Raw genomic sequence first — 16,718 nt, forward strand, 5'->3', positions numbered from 1 at the left:
GCTGCTGGGGTCTGTCGTCGGGAGGCGGGCCCCCGAGCGTCCTCGTCCCGGCTCACCGCGGCACGCCGGTGCCCGCGGTGAGCAGCTCGAACATCCGCCCGAGCAGGTCCGCCGGGACCTCCTCGGGCTCGAGCATCGCCTCGAGCGCGACCCCGTTGGCCATGGCGAACGTCATGAGCGCGAGGTCGGCCACGGGCTGCGGCGGCTCGATTCCCAGCTCGTCCATCCGCCGCTGCAGTGCCGCCGCGATGCGCTCGCGCAGGGCGCGGTAGCGCGCCGTCAGCTGCGCGCGAAACGCCTCGTCGCGGGCGGCGTGCACGGCGAACTCGAAGAACAGCCGGGCCCATTCGCGATCGCCCTCGAAGTACTGGGTGAAGTCCGCGCCGAGCTGGCGCGCCTGGGCGTGCGGGTCGTCGCCGGAGGCCAGCCGCCGCTCGATCTGCTCGAGGCGCTCGCCGAATCGCTCGTCGAGCACCGCGAGGAACAGCTCCTCCTTGGAGGCGAAGTTCGCGTAGACAGCGCCCTTCGTGTAGCCGGCGGTCTCGGCGACCTCCTCCAGCGAAGCGCGGGCGATCCCCCGCCGGGCGCCCACCTGCGCGGCGGCGTGGACGAGCCGGCGGCGGGTGTCGGCCTGGCGCTCCTTGCGCGTCAGCCGGCTGATGCGATCACCTCGGTGCCGCGCCCGGGCGTGAGCGTGATCGCGCGGCGGCGCACGGGCTCTGGCTCGGGGTTCACCGGGCGCAAGCGGCGCGCGCCGGCGATGACCCGCAGCACCGCCTTCATCTCGAACTGGGCGAAGCTCGCGCCCAGGCAGCGCCGCACCCCGCCGCCGAACGGCAGCCACGTGTACGTGCCGGCGGGCTGCTCCAGGAAGCGCTCCGGCCGGAACCGCGCGGGCTCGGGGTAGACGTCGGCGCGCCGGTGGATGAGGTGGATGCATGGCGTGACCGTCGCGCCCTCGGGCAGGTCCCAGCCGCCGATCGTCACGGGCGCCTTGAGCTTGCGCACGACGACCGGGAGGACCGGGCGCAGCCGCAGCGTCTCCTTGACGACCGCGTCGAGGTACTCCTCGTCGCCGTCGCGCAGCCGGGCCATCGCGCCGGGGTGGCGCAGCAGCCGCTCGACGGCCCAGGCGAGCGAGGTGGCGGTCGTCTCGTGCCCCGCGATGAGCAGCGTCATGAGCTCGTCGCGCAGCTCCTGGTCGCTCATCGGCGAGCCGTCGTCGTGGCGCGCCTGCAGCAGCATGGAGAGGATGTCGTCGCGCTCGGCGAGGTCGGTGGCCCCGCGGCGGCGGCGGATCTCGGCGAAGACGACCTCGTCGATGGGCTCGATGCGTGTGCGGAAGGCGCGCGAGGCGCCGACGCGGTCGGGGCCGAGCAGCGCCATGGCGGCCATCGTCGGCCACGCCGTCGTCATCTCGGCGCCGTCGCGCAGGCGCGCGCGCAGGCGGTCCATGCGCTCGCCCTCCTCGAGGCCGAAGATGGTGCGCACGATGATGTCGAGCGTGACCGCCTGCATCTGGGGCCACAGCCGCAGCGGCTCCTCGACGGGCCAGGACTCGACGTTGCGCTGCGCGATCTCGGTCATCAGCTCGCCGTACCGCTGCATCCGCTCGCCGTGAAACGGCGGCAGCAGCAGGCGCCGCTGGGCAAGGTGGGGAGCCTCGTCGAGCAGCAGGACCGAGTTCGCGCCGAGCCATGGGCGCAGGATCCGGTTGGCCTCGCCGGCGTGGAAGACGGCGGGATCGCCGGTGAAGACCTCTCGCACCGCGTCCGGGTCGGCGAGGAAGACCCATGTGCCCTCCTGCGCGATGCGCATCGTGAAGACGTCGCCGTAGCGTTCGCGGCAGCGCTCCATGTACGGGAGCGGACGCGCCATCCAGCCGAGCGTCTGGATCGGCCGGGGGGCGCGAGGGCCCGGCGGAAGCTGGGTCCGTGGCATACCAGCGAGTATTCAGATACCGACAAGAATGTCAATCCGTTTCGAGGAATCCCCCCTCGCCCCTTGAACCTCAGGCGGTGGCCCTGTTCGATGCGGGGCGTCACCCCTCAAACCGGAGGATCAGCTCTATGCGCCTTCGCCGTCCTCGTCACGGCACCATCGCCGCCTACCTCGCGCTGTTCGTGGCGCTGGGCGGAACGTCCTATGCCGCCGCGTCGCTGCCGCGCAACAGCGTCGGCACCAAGCAGCTGCAGAACCAGTCCGTCACCGGCGCCAAGGTGCGCAACGGCTCCCTGACCGCGGCCGACTTCCGCCGGGGCCAGGCGCCGCGCGGTCCCGCCGGTCCGCAGGGCCCGACCGGCCCCGCCGGTCCGCAGGGCCCCGCCGGCGGTGGCTCGACGGTCGGCTTCGCCAGCATCGCGGCCAACGGCACGGTCAACGCGAACCTGTCGTCCGGGATCACGCAGAGCATGGTCGGCGTGGTGCCGGGCGGCTACTGCCTGAACAACCTGCCGGCCTCTCCGCGCCAGGTGCAGGTGACACCGCAGACCGGATTCGTCGGCCCGGTCGTCGCCAACGCGACGATCGGCTCGTTCGGCGCGTGTCCGAGCGGCACGCAGGTGACCATCGTGCTGACCGCGACCGCCACGAACACGGCCGTGAACAACGGCTTCTTCATCTCGATCGACTGACCCGGGACGGGCGCCCGCGCAGGTCGCGGGCGCCCACGGGCGGACCCGTGGATCGCCGGGCGGGCGACTCGCCCGACCCGGCTGACACCATGCGCGGCATGGCCGCCCGCTCGATCGCCCTCTTCGTCGCCGCGGCGTTCGCGGAGATCGGTGGGGCGTACCTCGTGTGGCTCGGGATCAAGGAGCACCGCGGGATCGCGTTCGTCGCGCTGGGCGCGATGGCGCTGACCGCGTACGGCGTCATCGCCGCGCTCCAGCCGAGCCACGAGTTCGGCCGGGTGCTCGCGGCCTACGGCGGCGTGTTCATCGTCGGCTCGCTGCTGTGGGGCGTCGCGTTCGACGGGTTCCATCCCGACCGCGCGGACGTCATCGGCGCCGCGATCTGCCTCGGCGGGGTCGGCGTGATCATGTACGCCCGCTGAGCGTGGGATCTAGTTTGCTCGAAAAGCTACGAAAACGTTGCTCGTCGAGCAATCATTCGTTGATCTCGAACGGCGGCGCGACGTCCGACGCGCGCGTCGCCAGCGGCGACTGCTCCCGCAGCCACCCCGCGAAGAACGGGTCGGCGATCCGCCACGCGCCCGAGCCCGGAGCGCGCTGCGTCAGCCCCCGCGCGCGCAGCCGCTCGAGCGCGCGCGGGATCATCGACGGCGTCGTGAACCCGTAGAGCGCCAGGTGCTGGCGGCTGGTCAGCTTCTCCGCGCCCCGGTCGGCGAGCAGGAACAGCGCGCGCATCTCGTTCGCCTGGCCCTCGTCGCCGCTGGACAGCACGTCGAGAACGGTCTCGAACGGCGCCGCCTCGGGCCCGGCGAGCATCCGCTCGTACGCGTCCTGCACGACCTCGACGGTCACCCGCCGCCCGCGCCGCTTCGTCGCCTCCCAGGCCGCCCAGGCGAGCTGCTGGGTGCGCTTCGGATGCGCGCCGGTGATGTTGAGCAGGTGGTTGAGCGCGTCCTCGTCCGTCGGGCGCCCCGTCGCCTCGAAGTTGAAGTCGAGGTACTCGAGGAAGTCCACGTGCGAGATCGCCGGCAGCTCCATCTGGTGGGCCTCGCCGAAGATCGGCTCGTCGCTGTTGGCGAGCATCATCGCCATCGCCTCGCGGATGCTCCCCGTCAGCAGCAGCGAGACGTGGTTGGCGCCGCTGCTCATCAGCGCCGAGCGGATGATGCTCAAGGGGCTCTCGGGGCAGCGGTTGAGGTGCTGGAACTCGTCGAAGACGACCACGACGTGGCGGTCGAGCCGTGCGATGCTCGCCAGCTGGGCGTGCAGCGCCTCGACGTCCTGCGCCGCGGTCACCCCCGAGCGCCGTACCGACCCCTTGATGACCTTGATGTCGAACCCGATCTCCTTCTCGAGCACCGCGATCTGGCGGCGCGCCTCGCGCTGGATGCGCCGCTGCGGATGCGACAGGAGCGCATCGTGCACGCAGCCGATGAACGCGGGGATGCTGAAGCAGCGCTGCAGGTTGACCCGCACGACGGTGTGCGGCGGCGCGTCGTCGCCGTGGGAGCGCTCGAGCTCGCGCGCCAGCTGCACGGTGAACGTCGTCTTGCCGGTGTCGCGCGGACCGAAGAGCGCGACGTTCGTCTGGCCCTTGAGGATCAGAGCCACATCGCGCGCGAACCCGTCCATCCCGACGATCTTGGCCGGGTCGTCGAGCGGGCGGCTCCAGATGAACGGGTTGACGGCAGGCACGGGGCTGTTGCGTTTGAAGGTACCGAACTGTAGCTTTTGGCGCTACAGAGTCGTTCGAGTCAGGTCGAAGCGCGCAACGTCCATGTGTGAACCGGGTTCGAGGATGCAAGGATGGCGCCACCGTGGTGCATGACTCGCACCGACCACTCGACGTCGTCGAGCGCCAGGACGGCGAGACGACGGTCGTGACGCTCGTCGGCGAGCTCGACATGGACACGGTCGAGCCGGTCCAGCGGCGGCTCGACGCGCTCGCGACGACGCGGCGCTCGACCCTGCTCGACCTCGACGAGCTGGACTTCATGGACTCGGTCGGCATCCGGCTCGTGCTGCACGCCTGCGAGCTCGCGCGCAGCGACGACTGGCCGTTCCGGCTGACCCGTGGGTCGGACGCGGTGCAGCGCGTGTTCGCCGCGTCCGGGCTCACCGACCGGCTGCCGTACGGCTGAGGGCACCGTGGCCGCGCGGTTGGGGATCGGGGAGGACGAACGCTCGGCGCTGGCCGGACCGCCATGGTCGGTCGCGGCTCCGGTCGCGGCGACGGCCATCGTCGCGATCACGGTCGTGGACGCGATCGCCGGCCACTTCGCCATCATCACCGCGCTGCTCGTGCTCGCGCCGCTCGGCTGCGCGCTGGTCGCCCGGTGGCGCGACACGGCGCTGGCCGCCGTCCTCGCGCTCGTGGCCGCGCTCGTCAGCCTCGCGTGGAACAGCGACTTCGGCACGACCTACGCCATCGGGCTCGTCGTCGTGGCGGTCGGCGGGTTGGTCGCCGTCCAGATCGCGCTGCTGCGCGCCGCCGGCGAGGTCAGCGGGGAGCGCTTCCGGCTGCTCGCCGAGATCGCCGACATCGGCAGCCGGCCCGGGTCCCTCACGGCGACCGTCGAGCGCGTCCTGGAGATCCTCGTCCCGGTCTTCGCCGACTTCGCGCGCCTCGACGCGGCCGGTGGCCCGCTCGGCGAGCGGGGGGCGCTCGACGTGCGGCCGGAGGTCGGGCGACGGCCCGAGGCGGTCGTGGCCCTCGGCGATGGGACCGCGATCGCCGTGCCGCTGCAGGCCCGCGGAGAGTCGCTCGGATTCCTCGAGGTCGCCTTCGGGCCGACGCATCGCCACTACGCGCGGAGCGACGTCACCTTCGCCCGCGTGCTCGCCGGCCGTGTCGCCCTCGCCCTCGACAATGCGGGCCTGTCGCGCGAGCTGAGCGCCGCGGAGCGCCAGCTCGACACGGTCCTCGACGAGCTCGCCGAGGCCGTCACGGTCATGGACGCCGAAGGCCGGGTCATCTATGCCAACGACGCGGCGCTCGACCTCCTGCGCATCTCGAGCGCGGAGGAGCTCTACGCGGCAGAGCCGGGCGACACCATGGGCCGCTTTGCCGTCCATGACGAGCACGGCGAGACCGTCTCGCTGCAGCGGCTGCCCGGCTTCCGGCTGCTGAGCGGCGAGCCGGATGCCGAGCCGCTGCTCGTGCGCAACGTGGTCCTGGCGACCGGCGAGGAGCGCTGGCTCGTCAACAAGGCGACCGCGGTGATCGACGAGGACGGCCGCACCGTCCGGGTGGTCAACGTCATCGAGGACGTCACGGAGAGCCGCCGCCGCGAGCTCGCGCAACGGCTCCTGGCCGACGCCAGCCGAGTGCTCGGCGCGTCGCTCGATCCCGGCGAGACCCTCCAGCACGTGGCCGAGGCGGCGGTCCCGGCCCTGGCGGACTGGTGCGGCGTGGACGTTCCCGGCGCGGGCGGCGAGATCGCGTCGGTCGCCGTGGCGCACACGGACCCGCAGCTCGTCGCGCTGGCGCGCCGCCTGCGGGAGCGCTACCCGGTGCGCATGGACGAGCAGGGCCGCATCGGCGAGGTGATCTCCACCGGCGCCACGATCCTCGTCGAGGGGGTGACGGACGAGATGCTCGTCGCGTACGCCCTCGACGACGAGCACCTTGAGATGCTGCGCGCCGTCGGCCTCGGTTCGCTCGTGATGGTGCCGCTGGCGGTCGGCGACCAGACGCTCGGAGCGCTGACGCTCGCGCGCACCGACCCGCTGCGGCGGTTCAGCGCCGCGGACGTCGAGCTCGCCGAGGAGCTCGGCCGGCGTGCGGGCACCGCACTGCTCAACGCGCGCCTCTACACCGAGCACGCCGCGATTTCCGAGACGCTCCAGCGCGGCCTGCGCCCGCCGGAGCTGCTCGACATGCCCGGCTTCAGCGCCGCCAGCCGTTACCGCCCGGCCGGCGCGATCAACCTCGTCGGCGGCGACTTCTACGACGCCTTCCCGGCGGGCGACGGCCACATGCTCATCATCGGCGACGTCGCCGGGCAGGGAGCGGAGGCGGCGGTGCTGACCGGGCTGGCGCGCTACACGCTGCGCGGCGTGGGCCAGCTCACCGGCGACCCGTCGCAGGCTCTGAGCCGGCTGAACGCGGCGCTGCGCGACCAGCCGGAGATGTCGCTCGTCACCGCCGTCTGCGCGCATCTGCGCGCCGACGCCGACCCGGAGGCGAACGCCGCGCGGATGCTCCTCGCCAACGCGGGCCACCCGCCGCCGATCCTCGTGCGCGCCGGCGCCCCCGTGCTCGTCGGCCGGACGGAGACGCTGGCCGGCGCGTTCGACGACGGCGAGTGGCCGTGCACGGAGGTCGCCCTCGAGCACGGCGACACGCTCCTGCTCTACACCGACGGCGTCATCGACACCGTCGGCGAGCGCGGCCGGTTCGGCGAGGAGCGCCTGCTGGAGTGCCTGCGCGGCGCCCCGGCCGACCCGCCGGCGCTGCTCGACCGCGTCGACGCCGCGCTCGACGCCTTCCAGCGCGGCGACCAGCGCGACGACACCGCGATGGTGGCGGTGCGCTTCGTCGGCGCGCCGGTGGTCGCGACCCGTCGCGGCTGAGTCGTTTCGCGGACTTGGCGGGGCGCGCAATCATGTCCGCCATGCGCGCCATCAAGATCACCGAGTTCGGCGGCCCCGAGGTCCTGGTGCTGCGCGACGTCGAAGAACCGCAGGCGCCGGACGGCACCATCCTGCTCGACGTCGCCGCGGCCGGGGTCAACTACGCCGACACCCACCAGGCCGACAACTCGTACCTGGCGCCCGCCGAGTTGCCGCTCGTCCCGGGAGGCGAGGCCGTGGGCACGACGCCCGACGGGCGACGGGTGGTGGCGCTGCTCGCGGGCGGGGGCTACGCGGAGCGGGCGATCGCCGCGCCGCAGGCCATGTGGGACATCCCGGACGGCATCGCCGACGGGCAGGCGCTGTCCCTCGTGCTGCAGGGGACGACGGCGTGGCACCTGCTGCGCACGAGCGCGCAGCTGCGCGAGGGCGAGACCGTCGTGGTGCACGCCGCGGGCGGCGGGGTCGGCACGCTGGCCGTGCAGCTGGCCAAGCGCTTCGGCGCGGGGCGGGTCATCGGCGTGGCGTCGTCGCGCGGCAAGCGCGAGCTCGCGCAGCGCCTCGGCGCCGACGCCGTGGTCGACTCGGGCGCCGAGGACCTCACGGCGGCACTGCGCGAGGCCAACGGCGGGCGCCGCGTCGACGTCGTCCTCGAGATGGTCGGCGGCAGCACGTTCGCCCAGAGCCTGGAGGCGCTCGCGCCGTTCGGGCGCCTGGTCCACTTCGGGCAGGCGGCGCGCCAGGGGGCGCCCGTGGTGGAGCCCGGGCGGCTCATGCACGGGAGCATCGGCGTGCTCGGCTTCTGGCTCGTGCACGTCCTTCAGCGCCCGGCGCTCATGCGCGAGTCCATCGACGACCTCGTCGCCGCGGTGCTGGCGCGCGAGCTGGAGCCGATCGTGGGCGGCGAGTACCCGCTCGCGGACGCGCGCCGCGCCCACGAGGACCTCCGCGCGCGGCGCACGACCGGCAAGCTCGTGCTGCGTCCATGACCTACGTGCGGTTCGTCGCGCTGGGCGACAGCACGGCGGAGGGGCTCGACGACCGCGACGGGTCCGGCGGCTACCGCGGCTGGGCGGACCGGCTGGCCGAGCGCCTCGCGCGGCTGGACCCGGCGACGCGCTACGCGAACCTCGCGGTGCGCGGGCGCCTGACCGCCCAGGTGCGCGCCGAGCAGCTCGAGCCGGCGCTCGCCCTCGAGCCGGACCTCGTGATCATCTCCGCCGGGGTCAACGACCTGCTGCGCCCCGGCTACGACCCGGCGAGGGTCATGGGCCACACCGAGGCGATCCAGCGCGCGCTCGTGGGCGCCGGCGCCACGGTCGTCTGCTTCACGATGCCGGACCTGTCGGCGTTCATGCCGATCGCGCGGCTCGTCCGCACGCGCCTGCTGGCCCACAACGCGGCGCTCCTCGAGCTGGGCGCGCAGACGGGCGCGATCGTCGTCGACCTCGCCGGCAGCCCGGCGGCCTCCGATCCGCGGCTGTGGAGCGACGACCGCCTGCACGCGAACTCCCAGGGGCACGAGCGCATGGAGCAGGCCTTCGCCGGGGCGATCGGGCTGCTCGGCGAGCAGGCCGGGCCGTGGATCGAGCCGCTGCCCGCCGCGGCGGCGCGCCGGCGCCGCGAGGCGGTCGTCGCCGAGCTGCGGTGGGGCGGGCGCCACTTCGCGCCGTGGGTGGTGCGCCGGCTGCGCGGACGGTCGTCGGGCGACGGCATCGTGGCCAAGCGCCCCCAGCTGCTGCCGGTGCTGGCCGACGTGGCGTCGCCGCTGGACCCGTCCGCTGGACGAGCTTCCTAGCTTCCCGGGGCCTGGGTGACCGGCGCGGCCGCAGCGGCCGATGACGTCGGTCGATGGACCTGTTGCTGCCCGCGGCGCTGCTCGCCTTCCTCGTGCCGATCACGCTGATCGACCTCGACCGCCGCATCATCCCGAACCGCCTGACGGGGGCGGCCGCCGTGGTCGCGCTCGTGCTCGTGGCCCTCGTCGATCCGTCGAGCGCGCCCGAGCGGCTGGCCGCCGCCGGGCTGGCCGGCGGCGCCTTCCTCGTCGTCGCGCTGGTGAGCCCCGCCGGCATGGGCATGGGGGACGTCAAGCTCGTCGCGATGCTGGGCCTCTACCTCGGTGCGGCGGTCGCGGTTGCGGTGGTCGTCGCCCTGGCGGCGGGGACGGTCGCCGGCCTGGCGATCGTGGTCCGGCGCGGCGTGCTCGTGGGGCGCAGGGCGACGATGCCGTTCGGCCCGTTCCTCGCGCTCGGCGGCGCCGTGGCCGTCTTCGCCGGCCCCGCGCTGCTCGATCTCTACGCGCGCGCGATCTGAGCGCCGGAGAGATATGCGTCGAATCGTCCCGAACCGGGCAAGTACGCAGCCGTGTCGGTCAAGCTGGACGCCAGCGCGCTTGATTACACGATCCTCGCGATCTACTTCGCGGTGGTCCTCGGCATCGGCGCCGTCGCCCGCCTGACGATCAAGACCGACCTCGACTTCTTCCTCTCGGGCCGCTCGCTGCCGGCCTGGATCACGGGCCTGGCGTTCGTCTCGGCGAACCTCGGCGCGCTCGAGATCCTCGGCATGGCCGCCAACGGTGCGCAGTACGGCGTGGCGACCGTGCACTTCTACTGGATCGGCGCGGTGCCGGCGATGGTCTTCCTCGGCATCGTGATGATGCCGTTCTACTACCGGGCGAAGGTCCGTTCGGTCCCCGAGTACCTCCGCCTGCGCTTCAACGAGCCGACCCACGCGTTGAACGCGAGCACGTTCGCGGTCGCCACCGTGCTGATCGCCGGCGTCAACCTCTTCGCGCTCGCGCTCGTCATCAACCTGATGCTGGGCTGGTCGATCTCGGTGTCGATCCTGGTCGCCGCCGCGGTGGTGCTCATCTACATCACGCTCGGCGGACTGACCTCGGCGATCTACAACGAGGTCCTGCAGTTCTTCATCATCCTCGCCGCGCTCCTGCCGCTGACGCTCGTCGCGCTGCATAGCGTCGGCGGATGGGGCGGCCTCGAGGACCGGGTGCGCGAATCGGCGCTGGGCGAGGCCGGACTGCACGCGTGGAAGGGCCTCGGCATCGGCAACGTCACCAACCCGCTGGACGCGAACTGGTTCGCGGTGGTGATGGGCCTCGGCTTCGTGCTGAGCTTCGGCTACTGGACGACGAACTTCGCCGAGGTCCAGCGGGCGCTGTCGGCGAAGAACCTGTCGGCCGCGCGGCGCACGCCGCTCATCGGGGCCTACCCGAAGGTCTTCATCCCGGCGCTGACGATCATCCCGGGGCTCGTCGCGCTCGTCACGGTCAAGGGGCTGGGCACGAGCAGCAATCCGGACCTCCAGTACAACAACGCGATCCCACTGCTCATCGCGCGCTTCCTTCCGGAAGGCATGCTCGGCATCGCGATCACCGGTCTGCTGGCGGCGTTCATGGCGGGCGTCGCGGCGAACGTCACCTCGTTCAACACGGTGTTCACGTACGACCTCTGGCAGTCGTACGCGGTGAAGGGGCGCGACTCGGCCTACTACCTGCGGGTCGGGCGGCTGGCGACCGTCGGCGGGCTTCTGATCTCGGTGGCCACGGCGTTCATCGCCAAGGGCTACTCGAACATCATGAACTACGTCCAGCTGCTGTTCAGCTACTTCAACGCGCCGCTGTTCGCCACGTTCATCATCGCGATGTTCTGGCGGCGGACGACCGCGTGGGCGGGGTTCTGGGGCCTGCTGTCGGGCATCGTCGCCGCCGTCGTCACGCACAACCTCGCGTCCAACGGCGTCATCAACCTGGGGTCCGCACAGTCGCAGAACTTCTGGCAGGCGATCGCCGCGTTCGCGGTCGACGCGATCGTCACCGTGGGCGTCTCGCTCATCACGACGCGCAAGACCGAGGACGAACTGCGCGGGCTCGTCTGGGGCCTCGACCGCGAGGAGGAGGAAGACGACTTCGTCAAGGGCGACGACGCGTGGTACCGCAAGCCGTGGCTTCTCGGAGCCGGGGCGCTCATCCTCGTGGTGATCCTCAACATCATCTTCATCTGAGCTCATGGCCGACCAGGAACCGGAACCGCCGCAGCCGCCGACCGAGGAGGACCGCCGGCGCGCCGAGCGGCTCGAGCGATGGTTCGACATCCGCCGCATCATCGGCGGCCTGTTCGTGCTCTACGGCGTGATCCTCCTCGTCGCCGGCATCGTGGGGACGGACATCGTCAAGAACAAGGCCGACGGCATCAACATCAACCTCTGGACGGGCTTGGCGATGCTCGTCTTCGGAGTGCTGATGTGGGTGTGGGCGGTGGTCCGGCCGCTCGAGCGCGTCGCCGGCGAGGCGCCGTCAGAGCAGCCGTCCCCCTGAGCCGGGGGCGACCGCGACCGCCCCCTCCGGCGGCGTGACGCCCGGTGGCAGCAGCGCGAGCACGTGGCCGCCGAAGCCGCCGCCGACCATCCGGGCGCCGGCGGCACCCGCGTCCTTGAGGCGGCGGACGGTCGTCTCGACGGCGGGCGTCGACGCGTCGTACAGGTCGCGCAGGCTGGCGTGGCTGGCGTCGAGCAGGCGCCCCAGCCCGACGAGGTCGCCGGCGTGGAGCGCGGCCGCCGCGGCGTCGACGCGCGCGTTCTCCTCGAGGACGTGGCGGGCGCGGCGGTCCAGGGGCTCGGGCAGCCGCCGGGCGGCGTCGGGGACGGCCCGGCTGAGCGTCTCGATCCCCAGCAGGGCGCACGCGCGGGCGCACTCAGCGCGGCGCTCGTTGTAGCCGCCCGAGGCGTTGCTGTGCTGCTCGCCGGAGTCGAGCGTCACCAGCGTCCAATCGCCGGTCCGCAGCGGCACCGGCACGATCTCGAGCGTGGCGAAGTCGATGTGCAGCGCGTGCTCGGCGCGGCCGAAGAGCGAGGCGAGCTGGTCGAGCAGGCCGGTCTGTGCGCCCACCCACTCGTTCTCCACGCGCGCGCACAGCCGCGCCAGCTCGAGGCGGTCGCCGGGCTCCCGGCCGAGCAGCGCGAGCGCGAGGGCCACCTCGAGCGCGGCGGACGACGAGAGGCCGGAGCCCTCGGGAACGTCGCCGCTGATCTCCAGGCGCACGGGGGAGAGCTCGTGCCCCGCGGCCGCCAGCTCGGCGACGGTCCCACGGACGAAGGCGCGCCAGCCGTTGCGGTCGCCGTCGGCGGGCTGGGCGAGCAGGAAGCGGTCGTCCTCGTCGTGGTCGACGGCGCGCGCCTCGACGTGATCACCGTCCAGCGGCGTGGCGGTGACCGTGACGCCCTCGGCGATGGCGAACGGCAGGCTCAGGCCGCCGTTGTAGTCGGTGTGCTCGCCGATCAGGTTGACCCGGCCGGGGCCGAAGGCGGCGACGGGCTCGCGCGTTGCCATGCGAGGGGTTCTACCTGGCTCGCCAGTCGCTACCCTGCATGCGCCCGCGGATGTGGCGGAATTGGTAGACGCGCAGGCTTCAGGTGCCTGTGTCCTTCGGGACGTGGAGGTTCGAGTCCTCTCATCCGCATACTCGGTCGGCCCGCGCGCGTCGTCGCGCCGGGGCTTGCGTCGCACGTCGCTCGGTGGGACAGTTCTCACCGAGCGGTAAGGGACCGCTCGGTGCCCCCCGGAGAGGTCCACATGCGAGGTTCCCGGCTACTCGCGCTCGGCGCGGTCGTCGCGACTGGGGCTGCCGCGCCGGCGGCGTCCGCTGCGGTCGGTCCGCTCAGCCAGGCGAGCAGCCTCAGCCCGTTCCCGGCGGCCTGCAACGGAGCGCCGCAGAACGGAACGGAGTTCCGCAACACCGAGGTCGAGCCCTACGTCGACCTCGACCCGACGCAGCCGTCGGCGCTGATCGGGGTCTACCAGCAGGATCGCTACGAGACGGGCGGCGCGAACGGCATCGGCACGAGCATCTCGGCCGACGGCGGCGGCACCTGGACGCAGCTGCCGCCGGCCGCGCTGCCCAAGTTCACGCGGTGCGCCGGCGCGGCTCCCGGCAGCGTCGGCGACTACGAGCGGGCCACCGACCCCTGGGTGACCTACGGCGCCGACGGCCGCGCGTACCAGATGAGCCTGTCGTTCAACGACACGCGCAACCTGGCGAGCGCGATGCTGGTGAGCACGTCGGACGACGACGGCGCGACGTGGAGCGATCCCAAGGCGCTGATCGTCGACACCAACCCGCACGTCTTCAACGACAAGAACTCGATCACGGCGGATCCGCACATCGCCGGCAACGTGTACGCCGTATGGGATCGCCTGGTCTTCCCGAACGAGCGGGCCGGCGGCGTCTCCTACCTCACGGCCGCCGCGTTCCGCGGGCCCGCGTACTTCACCCGGACCACGGATGCGGGTGCGACCTGGGAGCCGGCGCGCCCGATCTTCGATCCCGGCCAGAACGACCAGACGATCGGCAACCAGATCGCGGTGACGGGCACGGGGGACCTGGTGAACGTCATGACGGTCTTCCGCAACGACAACGGCGCGGGCCGCAAGGGCGGCACCGTGTCCGTCCTGCGGTCGACCGATCAGGGCGCAAGCTGGAGCGGCGAGATCGTCGTCGACCGGCTCGGCACGGTCGGCGTCACGGACCCGCGCGACGGCGCCGAGGTGCGCACGGGCGACATCATCCCGTCGATCGCGACGGACGAGCGCCCGGGCCACGACGAGGTCTACGCCGTCTGGCAGGACGCCCGCTGGACGGGATTCCAGCGCGACCAGATCGCGTTCTCGAAGTCGACCGACGGCGGCCTCACCTGGTCGTCGCCCGTGCGGATCAACGGCGACGAGTCGACGCAGGCGTTCACGGCCGCGATCAAGGTCGACGATTCCGGCAACATCGCGGTCACGTACTACGACTTCCGCAACGACACGGTGGCGAGCCCATCGCTCGACACCGACGTGTGGGTGCTCCGCTCGTCCGACGGTGGAGCGTCGTGGAGCGAGGAGCGCGTGACGCCGTCATCGTTCGACATGCGCCAGGCGCCGTTCGCCAGCGGCTTCTTCGTCGGCGACTACGAGGGGCTGACGGCCACCGGCGAGACGTTCAAGCCGTTGTTCTCGATGTCCGATCCGGCGACCGACACGTTCTCGACCACGGTCGCGGCGCCGTTCCCGGAGGCGACGATCGTCCCGGAGCCGGCTCCGGCCGGTCTCATCGCGCGCGACTTCCCCGTCCAGCGGGGCAAGCCGACGCCGCGCTGAGCAGCGGGTCCGGCGGGCGGCACACCGGCGTGCCGCCCGCCGTGCCGGTCGCGCGCGGCTCCGCTCCCGTGGGACACAGGAGCCCTTCGTCGCCGGAAGCGGCATCATGGACCGTTCTCGACGCCGCCCACGGAGGCACGGATGACGACGATGCAGCGCCGATCACCCCGCCATGGGACCGCGCCGGCCGCGCGACTCGCGCGCCTGGTTCCCCTGTGCCTGGTCGCCGCCTTCGCGGTGCCCGCGGTCGCCGCCGCCGCCCGCACCCCCACCGACGAGGCGGATGTGGCGTCGGAGCTGCCCGCGCCCGACGTCGCGCTCGGGACGCCCACGGTCGAGGACGGCCGGGCCGGCGTCTGCGTCTCCGTGCGCTGGCGCCCGGTGCCCGATGGCGCGCTCGACGGCCGGCCCGCGGATCGGGTGGCGAGCACGGGGACGGTGCGGCTGTTCGCCTACGCGATCGACGGTGCATCGGGGCCCGTCCAGCTCGCCGCCGCGGAGCGCCGTGATCGCGTGGACCTGGACGGCGACCGCGAGCGCTACTGCTTCCGGCTGTCGGGCGAGGCGACCCGCCGGCTGCGCGCCGACGGCGCCACGAGCGCCGCCGCGCTGCGCGACCGCCTCCTCGCCGACGCGGTGCAGGCCGTCGACCGCGACCGCGATCGCGCGGCCGACGCGATCGGCGCCGACGAGGCCGGCCCGCCGCAGCTCGCCGCCAAGGCACCCTGCGACATGGCGCGGCTGTCGGCCGTCACCGCCCTGACGACGTGCCGCAACTGGGTCGTCTACGCGTCGCCGAACCTCAACGACTCCGCGCCGGCGGCGACGATCGAGGCCGAGCTGCGCTTCCTCGCCAACCAGGGCTTTCGCGGGGTCGTCACCTACACGGTCAACGGGACCATGAGCCAGGTCCCGCAGATCGCGCGCAAGGTCGGCTTCCAGAAGGTGATCGTGGGCCTCTGGAACCCGGGCGCCGAGATCGGCCGGATCGACGCGATCAAGCAGCAGGCCGACGGCATCGTCGTGGGCAACGAGGGGATCCAGCGCCGGTACACGATCGACCAGCTCGAGGGCTGGGTCCGCCAGCTGAAGTCCTCGTATCCGAAGCTCGCGGTCACCGCGACGAACGAGTGGTACTGGTACCTGCCGTCCAACAACGCCGACGTGGCGCGCCGGCTCATGGCCCTCGGCGACTTCGTGTTCCCGAACCTGCACGCGTTCTGGGACGCCAACCCGGCATCCAACGGCCTGTTCAGCGCGAACCCGAACCTCGCGGCGCAGTTCACCAAGGCCAACCTCGACCAGTTCTTCACCGGCAGGGCCGCAAACCCGCTCGGGCTCCCGGTCATCCTCAAGGAGGCGTGGTGGCCCGACCGGCTGACCGCGGGGCCGAACTGCCCGCTGCAGCCCAATGCCCCGCCGGGGGCTCCGCCGCCGCCGAGCGGTCCGCAGTGGCAGGCGTGGAACGGTGCGCCCTACTCCGAGGCGGCGCAGCGGGCGTTCTTCGCCGGGCTGACCGCGCGCGGCGTCAAGTTCGTCTGGGGCGAGCCGTTCGACATGCCCGCGAAAGCCGAGTGCAAGGCCCCGCCGCCCGCGGGCTACGGCGGCCTCGCCGGCCCGCACTGGGGCCTGTGGCGGGCGCCCGGCCAGCCGAAGCAGGTCGTCTCGGCGATCGACTACGGCCGGTACTGAGCGACGCGGGAGGGCGCCCGCGCGTGCGCGGGCGCCCCGGGAGCGTCAGTGGGCGAGGATCGGCTCGGCCGCGGGGTCGAGCTCGGGCGCGCCGCTGCGGAACAGGGTCGCCGCGACGACCGCGCCCACCGCGAAGATGCCGGCCGACCACCCGCCGCTTCGCCGACAAGGAGGAGCTGATCGACGCGCTCTTCGAGCAGCGCATCGACGAGATGGTCGCCCAGGCGCAGGCGTCGCTGGACGAGGACGACCCCTGGACGGCGCTGGTGCGCTTCTTCGAGCGCGTCATCGACGCGCAGTGCAACGACCGCGGCCTGATGGAGCTGCTCGTCTTCCGCCAGCACGGGCAGGCGCGCGTGGCCCGGGCGCGCGACCGGTTCATCCCGCTCGTCGATGCGCTCGTCAAGCGCGCGCAGGCCGCCGGCGTGCTGCGGCCGGACGTCGTCGCGCGCGACGTCCCGCTCATCCACGTGATGCTCGCCTCGGTGATCGACTACACCCGCGAGATCCGGCCCGAGGTCAGCCGGCGCCACCTCGCGCTGCTGCTCGACGGGCTGCGCGCCGACAGGGGGCCGCGGACGGAGCTGCCGGGGCCCGCGCTCGAGATCGAGGAGGTCGCCGCGGCGATGTGCCGCTGGAAGGCGCGACCGCGCTGACGG

Annotated in this window: 16 protein-coding genes and 1 tRNA gene; 13 read left to right on the forward strand and 4 right to left on the reverse strand. The window is 72.9% G+C overall.

What is annotated here, in order from left to right; translation table 11 throughout:
- Positions 1-52 precede the first annotated feature (52 nt).
- The gene (locus DSM104329_RS09985; RefSeq protein WP_259316201.1) at positions 53-661 is read right to left on the reverse strand and encodes a TetR/AcrR family transcriptional regulator; all 609 of its coding nucleotides are present in this window, start codon (positions 659-661) and stop codon (positions 53-55) included.
- Positions 649-1,878, reverse strand: a complete 1,230-nt coding sequence (locus tag DSM104329_RS09990) for a cytochrome P450 (protein WP_259315287.1) — start codon at positions 1,876-1,878, stop codon at positions 649-651. Before DSM104329_RS09990 ends, DSM104329_RS09985 begins: the two co-directional genes overlap by 13 nt.
- A 191-nt stretch (positions 1,879-2,069) precedes the next feature.
- On the opposite strand from DSM104329_RS09990, the gene DSM104329_RS09995 reads away from it, so the two are divergent.
- Entirely contained in the window at positions 2,070-2,633 is a 564-nt protein-coding gene (locus DSM104329_RS09995; protein WP_259315288.1) for a hypothetical protein, read from the forward strand.
- A gap of 98 nt (positions 2,634-2,731) precedes the next feature.
- The gene (locus DSM104329_RS10000) at positions 2,732-3,055 is read left to right on the forward strand and encodes a YnfA family protein (RefSeq protein ID WP_259315289.1); all 324 of its coding nucleotides are present in this window, start codon (positions 2,732-2,734) and stop codon (positions 3,053-3,055) included.
- Positions 3,056-3,107: 52 nt separating this feature from the next.
- Here DSM104329_RS10000 and DSM104329_RS10005 read toward each other — a convergent pair whose 3' ends face one another.
- Positions 3,108-4,328 carry an AAA family ATPase gene (locus DSM104329_RS10005; RefSeq protein WP_259315290.1) on the reverse strand — a complete coding sequence of 407 codons (1,221 nt, stop codon included), beginning with the start codon at positions 4,326-4,328 and terminating at the stop codon, positions 3,108-3,110.
- A 122-nt stretch (positions 4,329-4,450) separates the two neighbouring features.
- Between DSM104329_RS10005 and DSM104329_RS10010 the strand changes: the two genes are divergently transcribed.
- From DSM104329_RS10010 to DSM104329_RS10040, 7 genes are read left to right on the forward strand one after another with little or no spacing between them, the layout of a single operon-like run.
- Positions 4,451-4,774, forward strand: a complete 324-nt coding sequence (locus DSM104329_RS10010) for an STAS domain-containing protein (RefSeq protein WP_259315291.1) — start codon at positions 4,451-4,453, stop codon at positions 4,772-4,774.
- Positions 4,775-4,781: 7 nt separating this feature from the next.
- Positions 4,782-7,208, forward strand: coding sequence for a SpoIIE family protein phosphatase (locus DSM104329_RS10015; protein WP_259315292.1), 2,427 nt, complete (start codon positions 4,782-4,784; stop codon positions 7,206-7,208).
- A 41-nt stretch (positions 7,209-7,249) separates the two neighbouring features.
- Positions 7,250-8,197 (forward strand): quinone oxidoreductase family protein, encoded by a 948-nt coding sequence (locus tag DSM104329_RS10020; RefSeq protein WP_259315293.1) that lies wholly within the window; start codon positions 7,250-7,252, stop codon positions 8,195-8,197.
- Positions 8,194-9,006 carry an SGNH/GDSL hydrolase family protein gene (locus tag DSM104329_RS10025; protein ID WP_259315294.1) on the forward strand — a complete coding sequence of 271 codons (813 nt, stop codon included), beginning with the start codon at positions 8,194-8,196 and terminating at the stop codon, positions 9,004-9,006. The genes DSM104329_RS10020 and DSM104329_RS10025 overlap by 4 nt, the downstream gene beginning before the upstream one ends.
- Positions 9,007-9,059: 53 nt before the next feature.
- The gene (locus DSM104329_RS10030) at positions 9,060-9,524 is read left to right on the forward strand and encodes a prepilin peptidase (protein ID WP_259315295.1); all 465 of its coding nucleotides are present in this window, start codon (positions 9,060-9,062) and stop codon (positions 9,522-9,524) included.
- A gap of 51 nt (positions 9,525-9,575) precedes the next feature.
- On the forward strand, positions 9,576-11,234 hold the full coding sequence (locus DSM104329_RS10035; protein ID WP_259315296.1) for a sodium:solute symporter family protein: 1,659 nt from the start codon (positions 9,576-9,578) through the stop codon (positions 11,232-11,234).
- 4 nt (positions 11,235-11,238) lie between these two features.
- On the forward strand, positions 11,239-11,547 hold the full coding sequence (locus DSM104329_RS10040; protein WP_259315297.1) for a hypothetical protein: 309 nt from the start codon (positions 11,239-11,241) through the stop codon (positions 11,545-11,547).
- Here DSM104329_RS10040 and galK read toward each other — a convergent pair.
- Complete coding sequence (galK, locus tag DSM104329_RS10045) at positions 11,527-12,558, reverse strand: galactokinase (protein ID WP_259315298.1); 1,032 nt, start codon at positions 12,556-12,558, stop codon at positions 11,527-11,529. The genes DSM104329_RS10040 and galK overlap by 21 nt on opposite strands.
- A 46-nt stretch (positions 12,559-12,604) precedes the next feature.
- Between galK and DSM104329_RS10050 the strand changes: the two genes are divergently transcribed.
- The 4 genes from DSM104329_RS10050 to DSM104329_RS10065 all read left to right on the forward strand — a co-directional run bounded on the left by DSM104329_RS10050 (position 12,605) and on the right by DSM104329_RS10065 (position 16,715).
- Positions 12,605-12,688: transfer RNA gene (locus tag DSM104329_RS10050), tRNA-Leu, on the forward strand.
- Positions 12,689-12,801: 113 nt separating this feature from the next.
- Entirely contained in the window at positions 12,802-14,367 is a 1,566-nt protein-coding gene (locus DSM104329_RS10055) for a sialidase family protein (RefSeq protein WP_259315299.1), read from the forward strand.
- A gap of 141 nt (positions 14,368-14,508) precedes the next feature.
- Positions 14,509-16,059, forward strand: coding sequence for a glycoside hydrolase family 17 protein (locus DSM104329_RS10060; RefSeq protein ID WP_259315300.1), 1,551 nt, complete (start codon positions 14,509-14,511; stop codon positions 16,057-16,059).
- A 212-nt stretch (positions 16,060-16,271) separates the two neighbouring features.
- Entirely contained in the window at positions 16,272-16,715 is a 444-nt protein-coding gene (locus DSM104329_RS10065) for an SbtR family transcriptional regulator (protein WP_259315301.1), read from the forward strand.
- The last annotated feature ends 3 nt before the right edge of the window (positions 16,716-16,718 follow it).

Origin of the sequence: Capillimicrobium parvum (assembly GCF_021172045.1) — a bacterium.
GTDB lineage: Bacteria > Actinomycetota > Thermoleophilia > Solirubrobacterales > Solirubrobacteraceae > Capillimicrobium > Capillimicrobium parvum.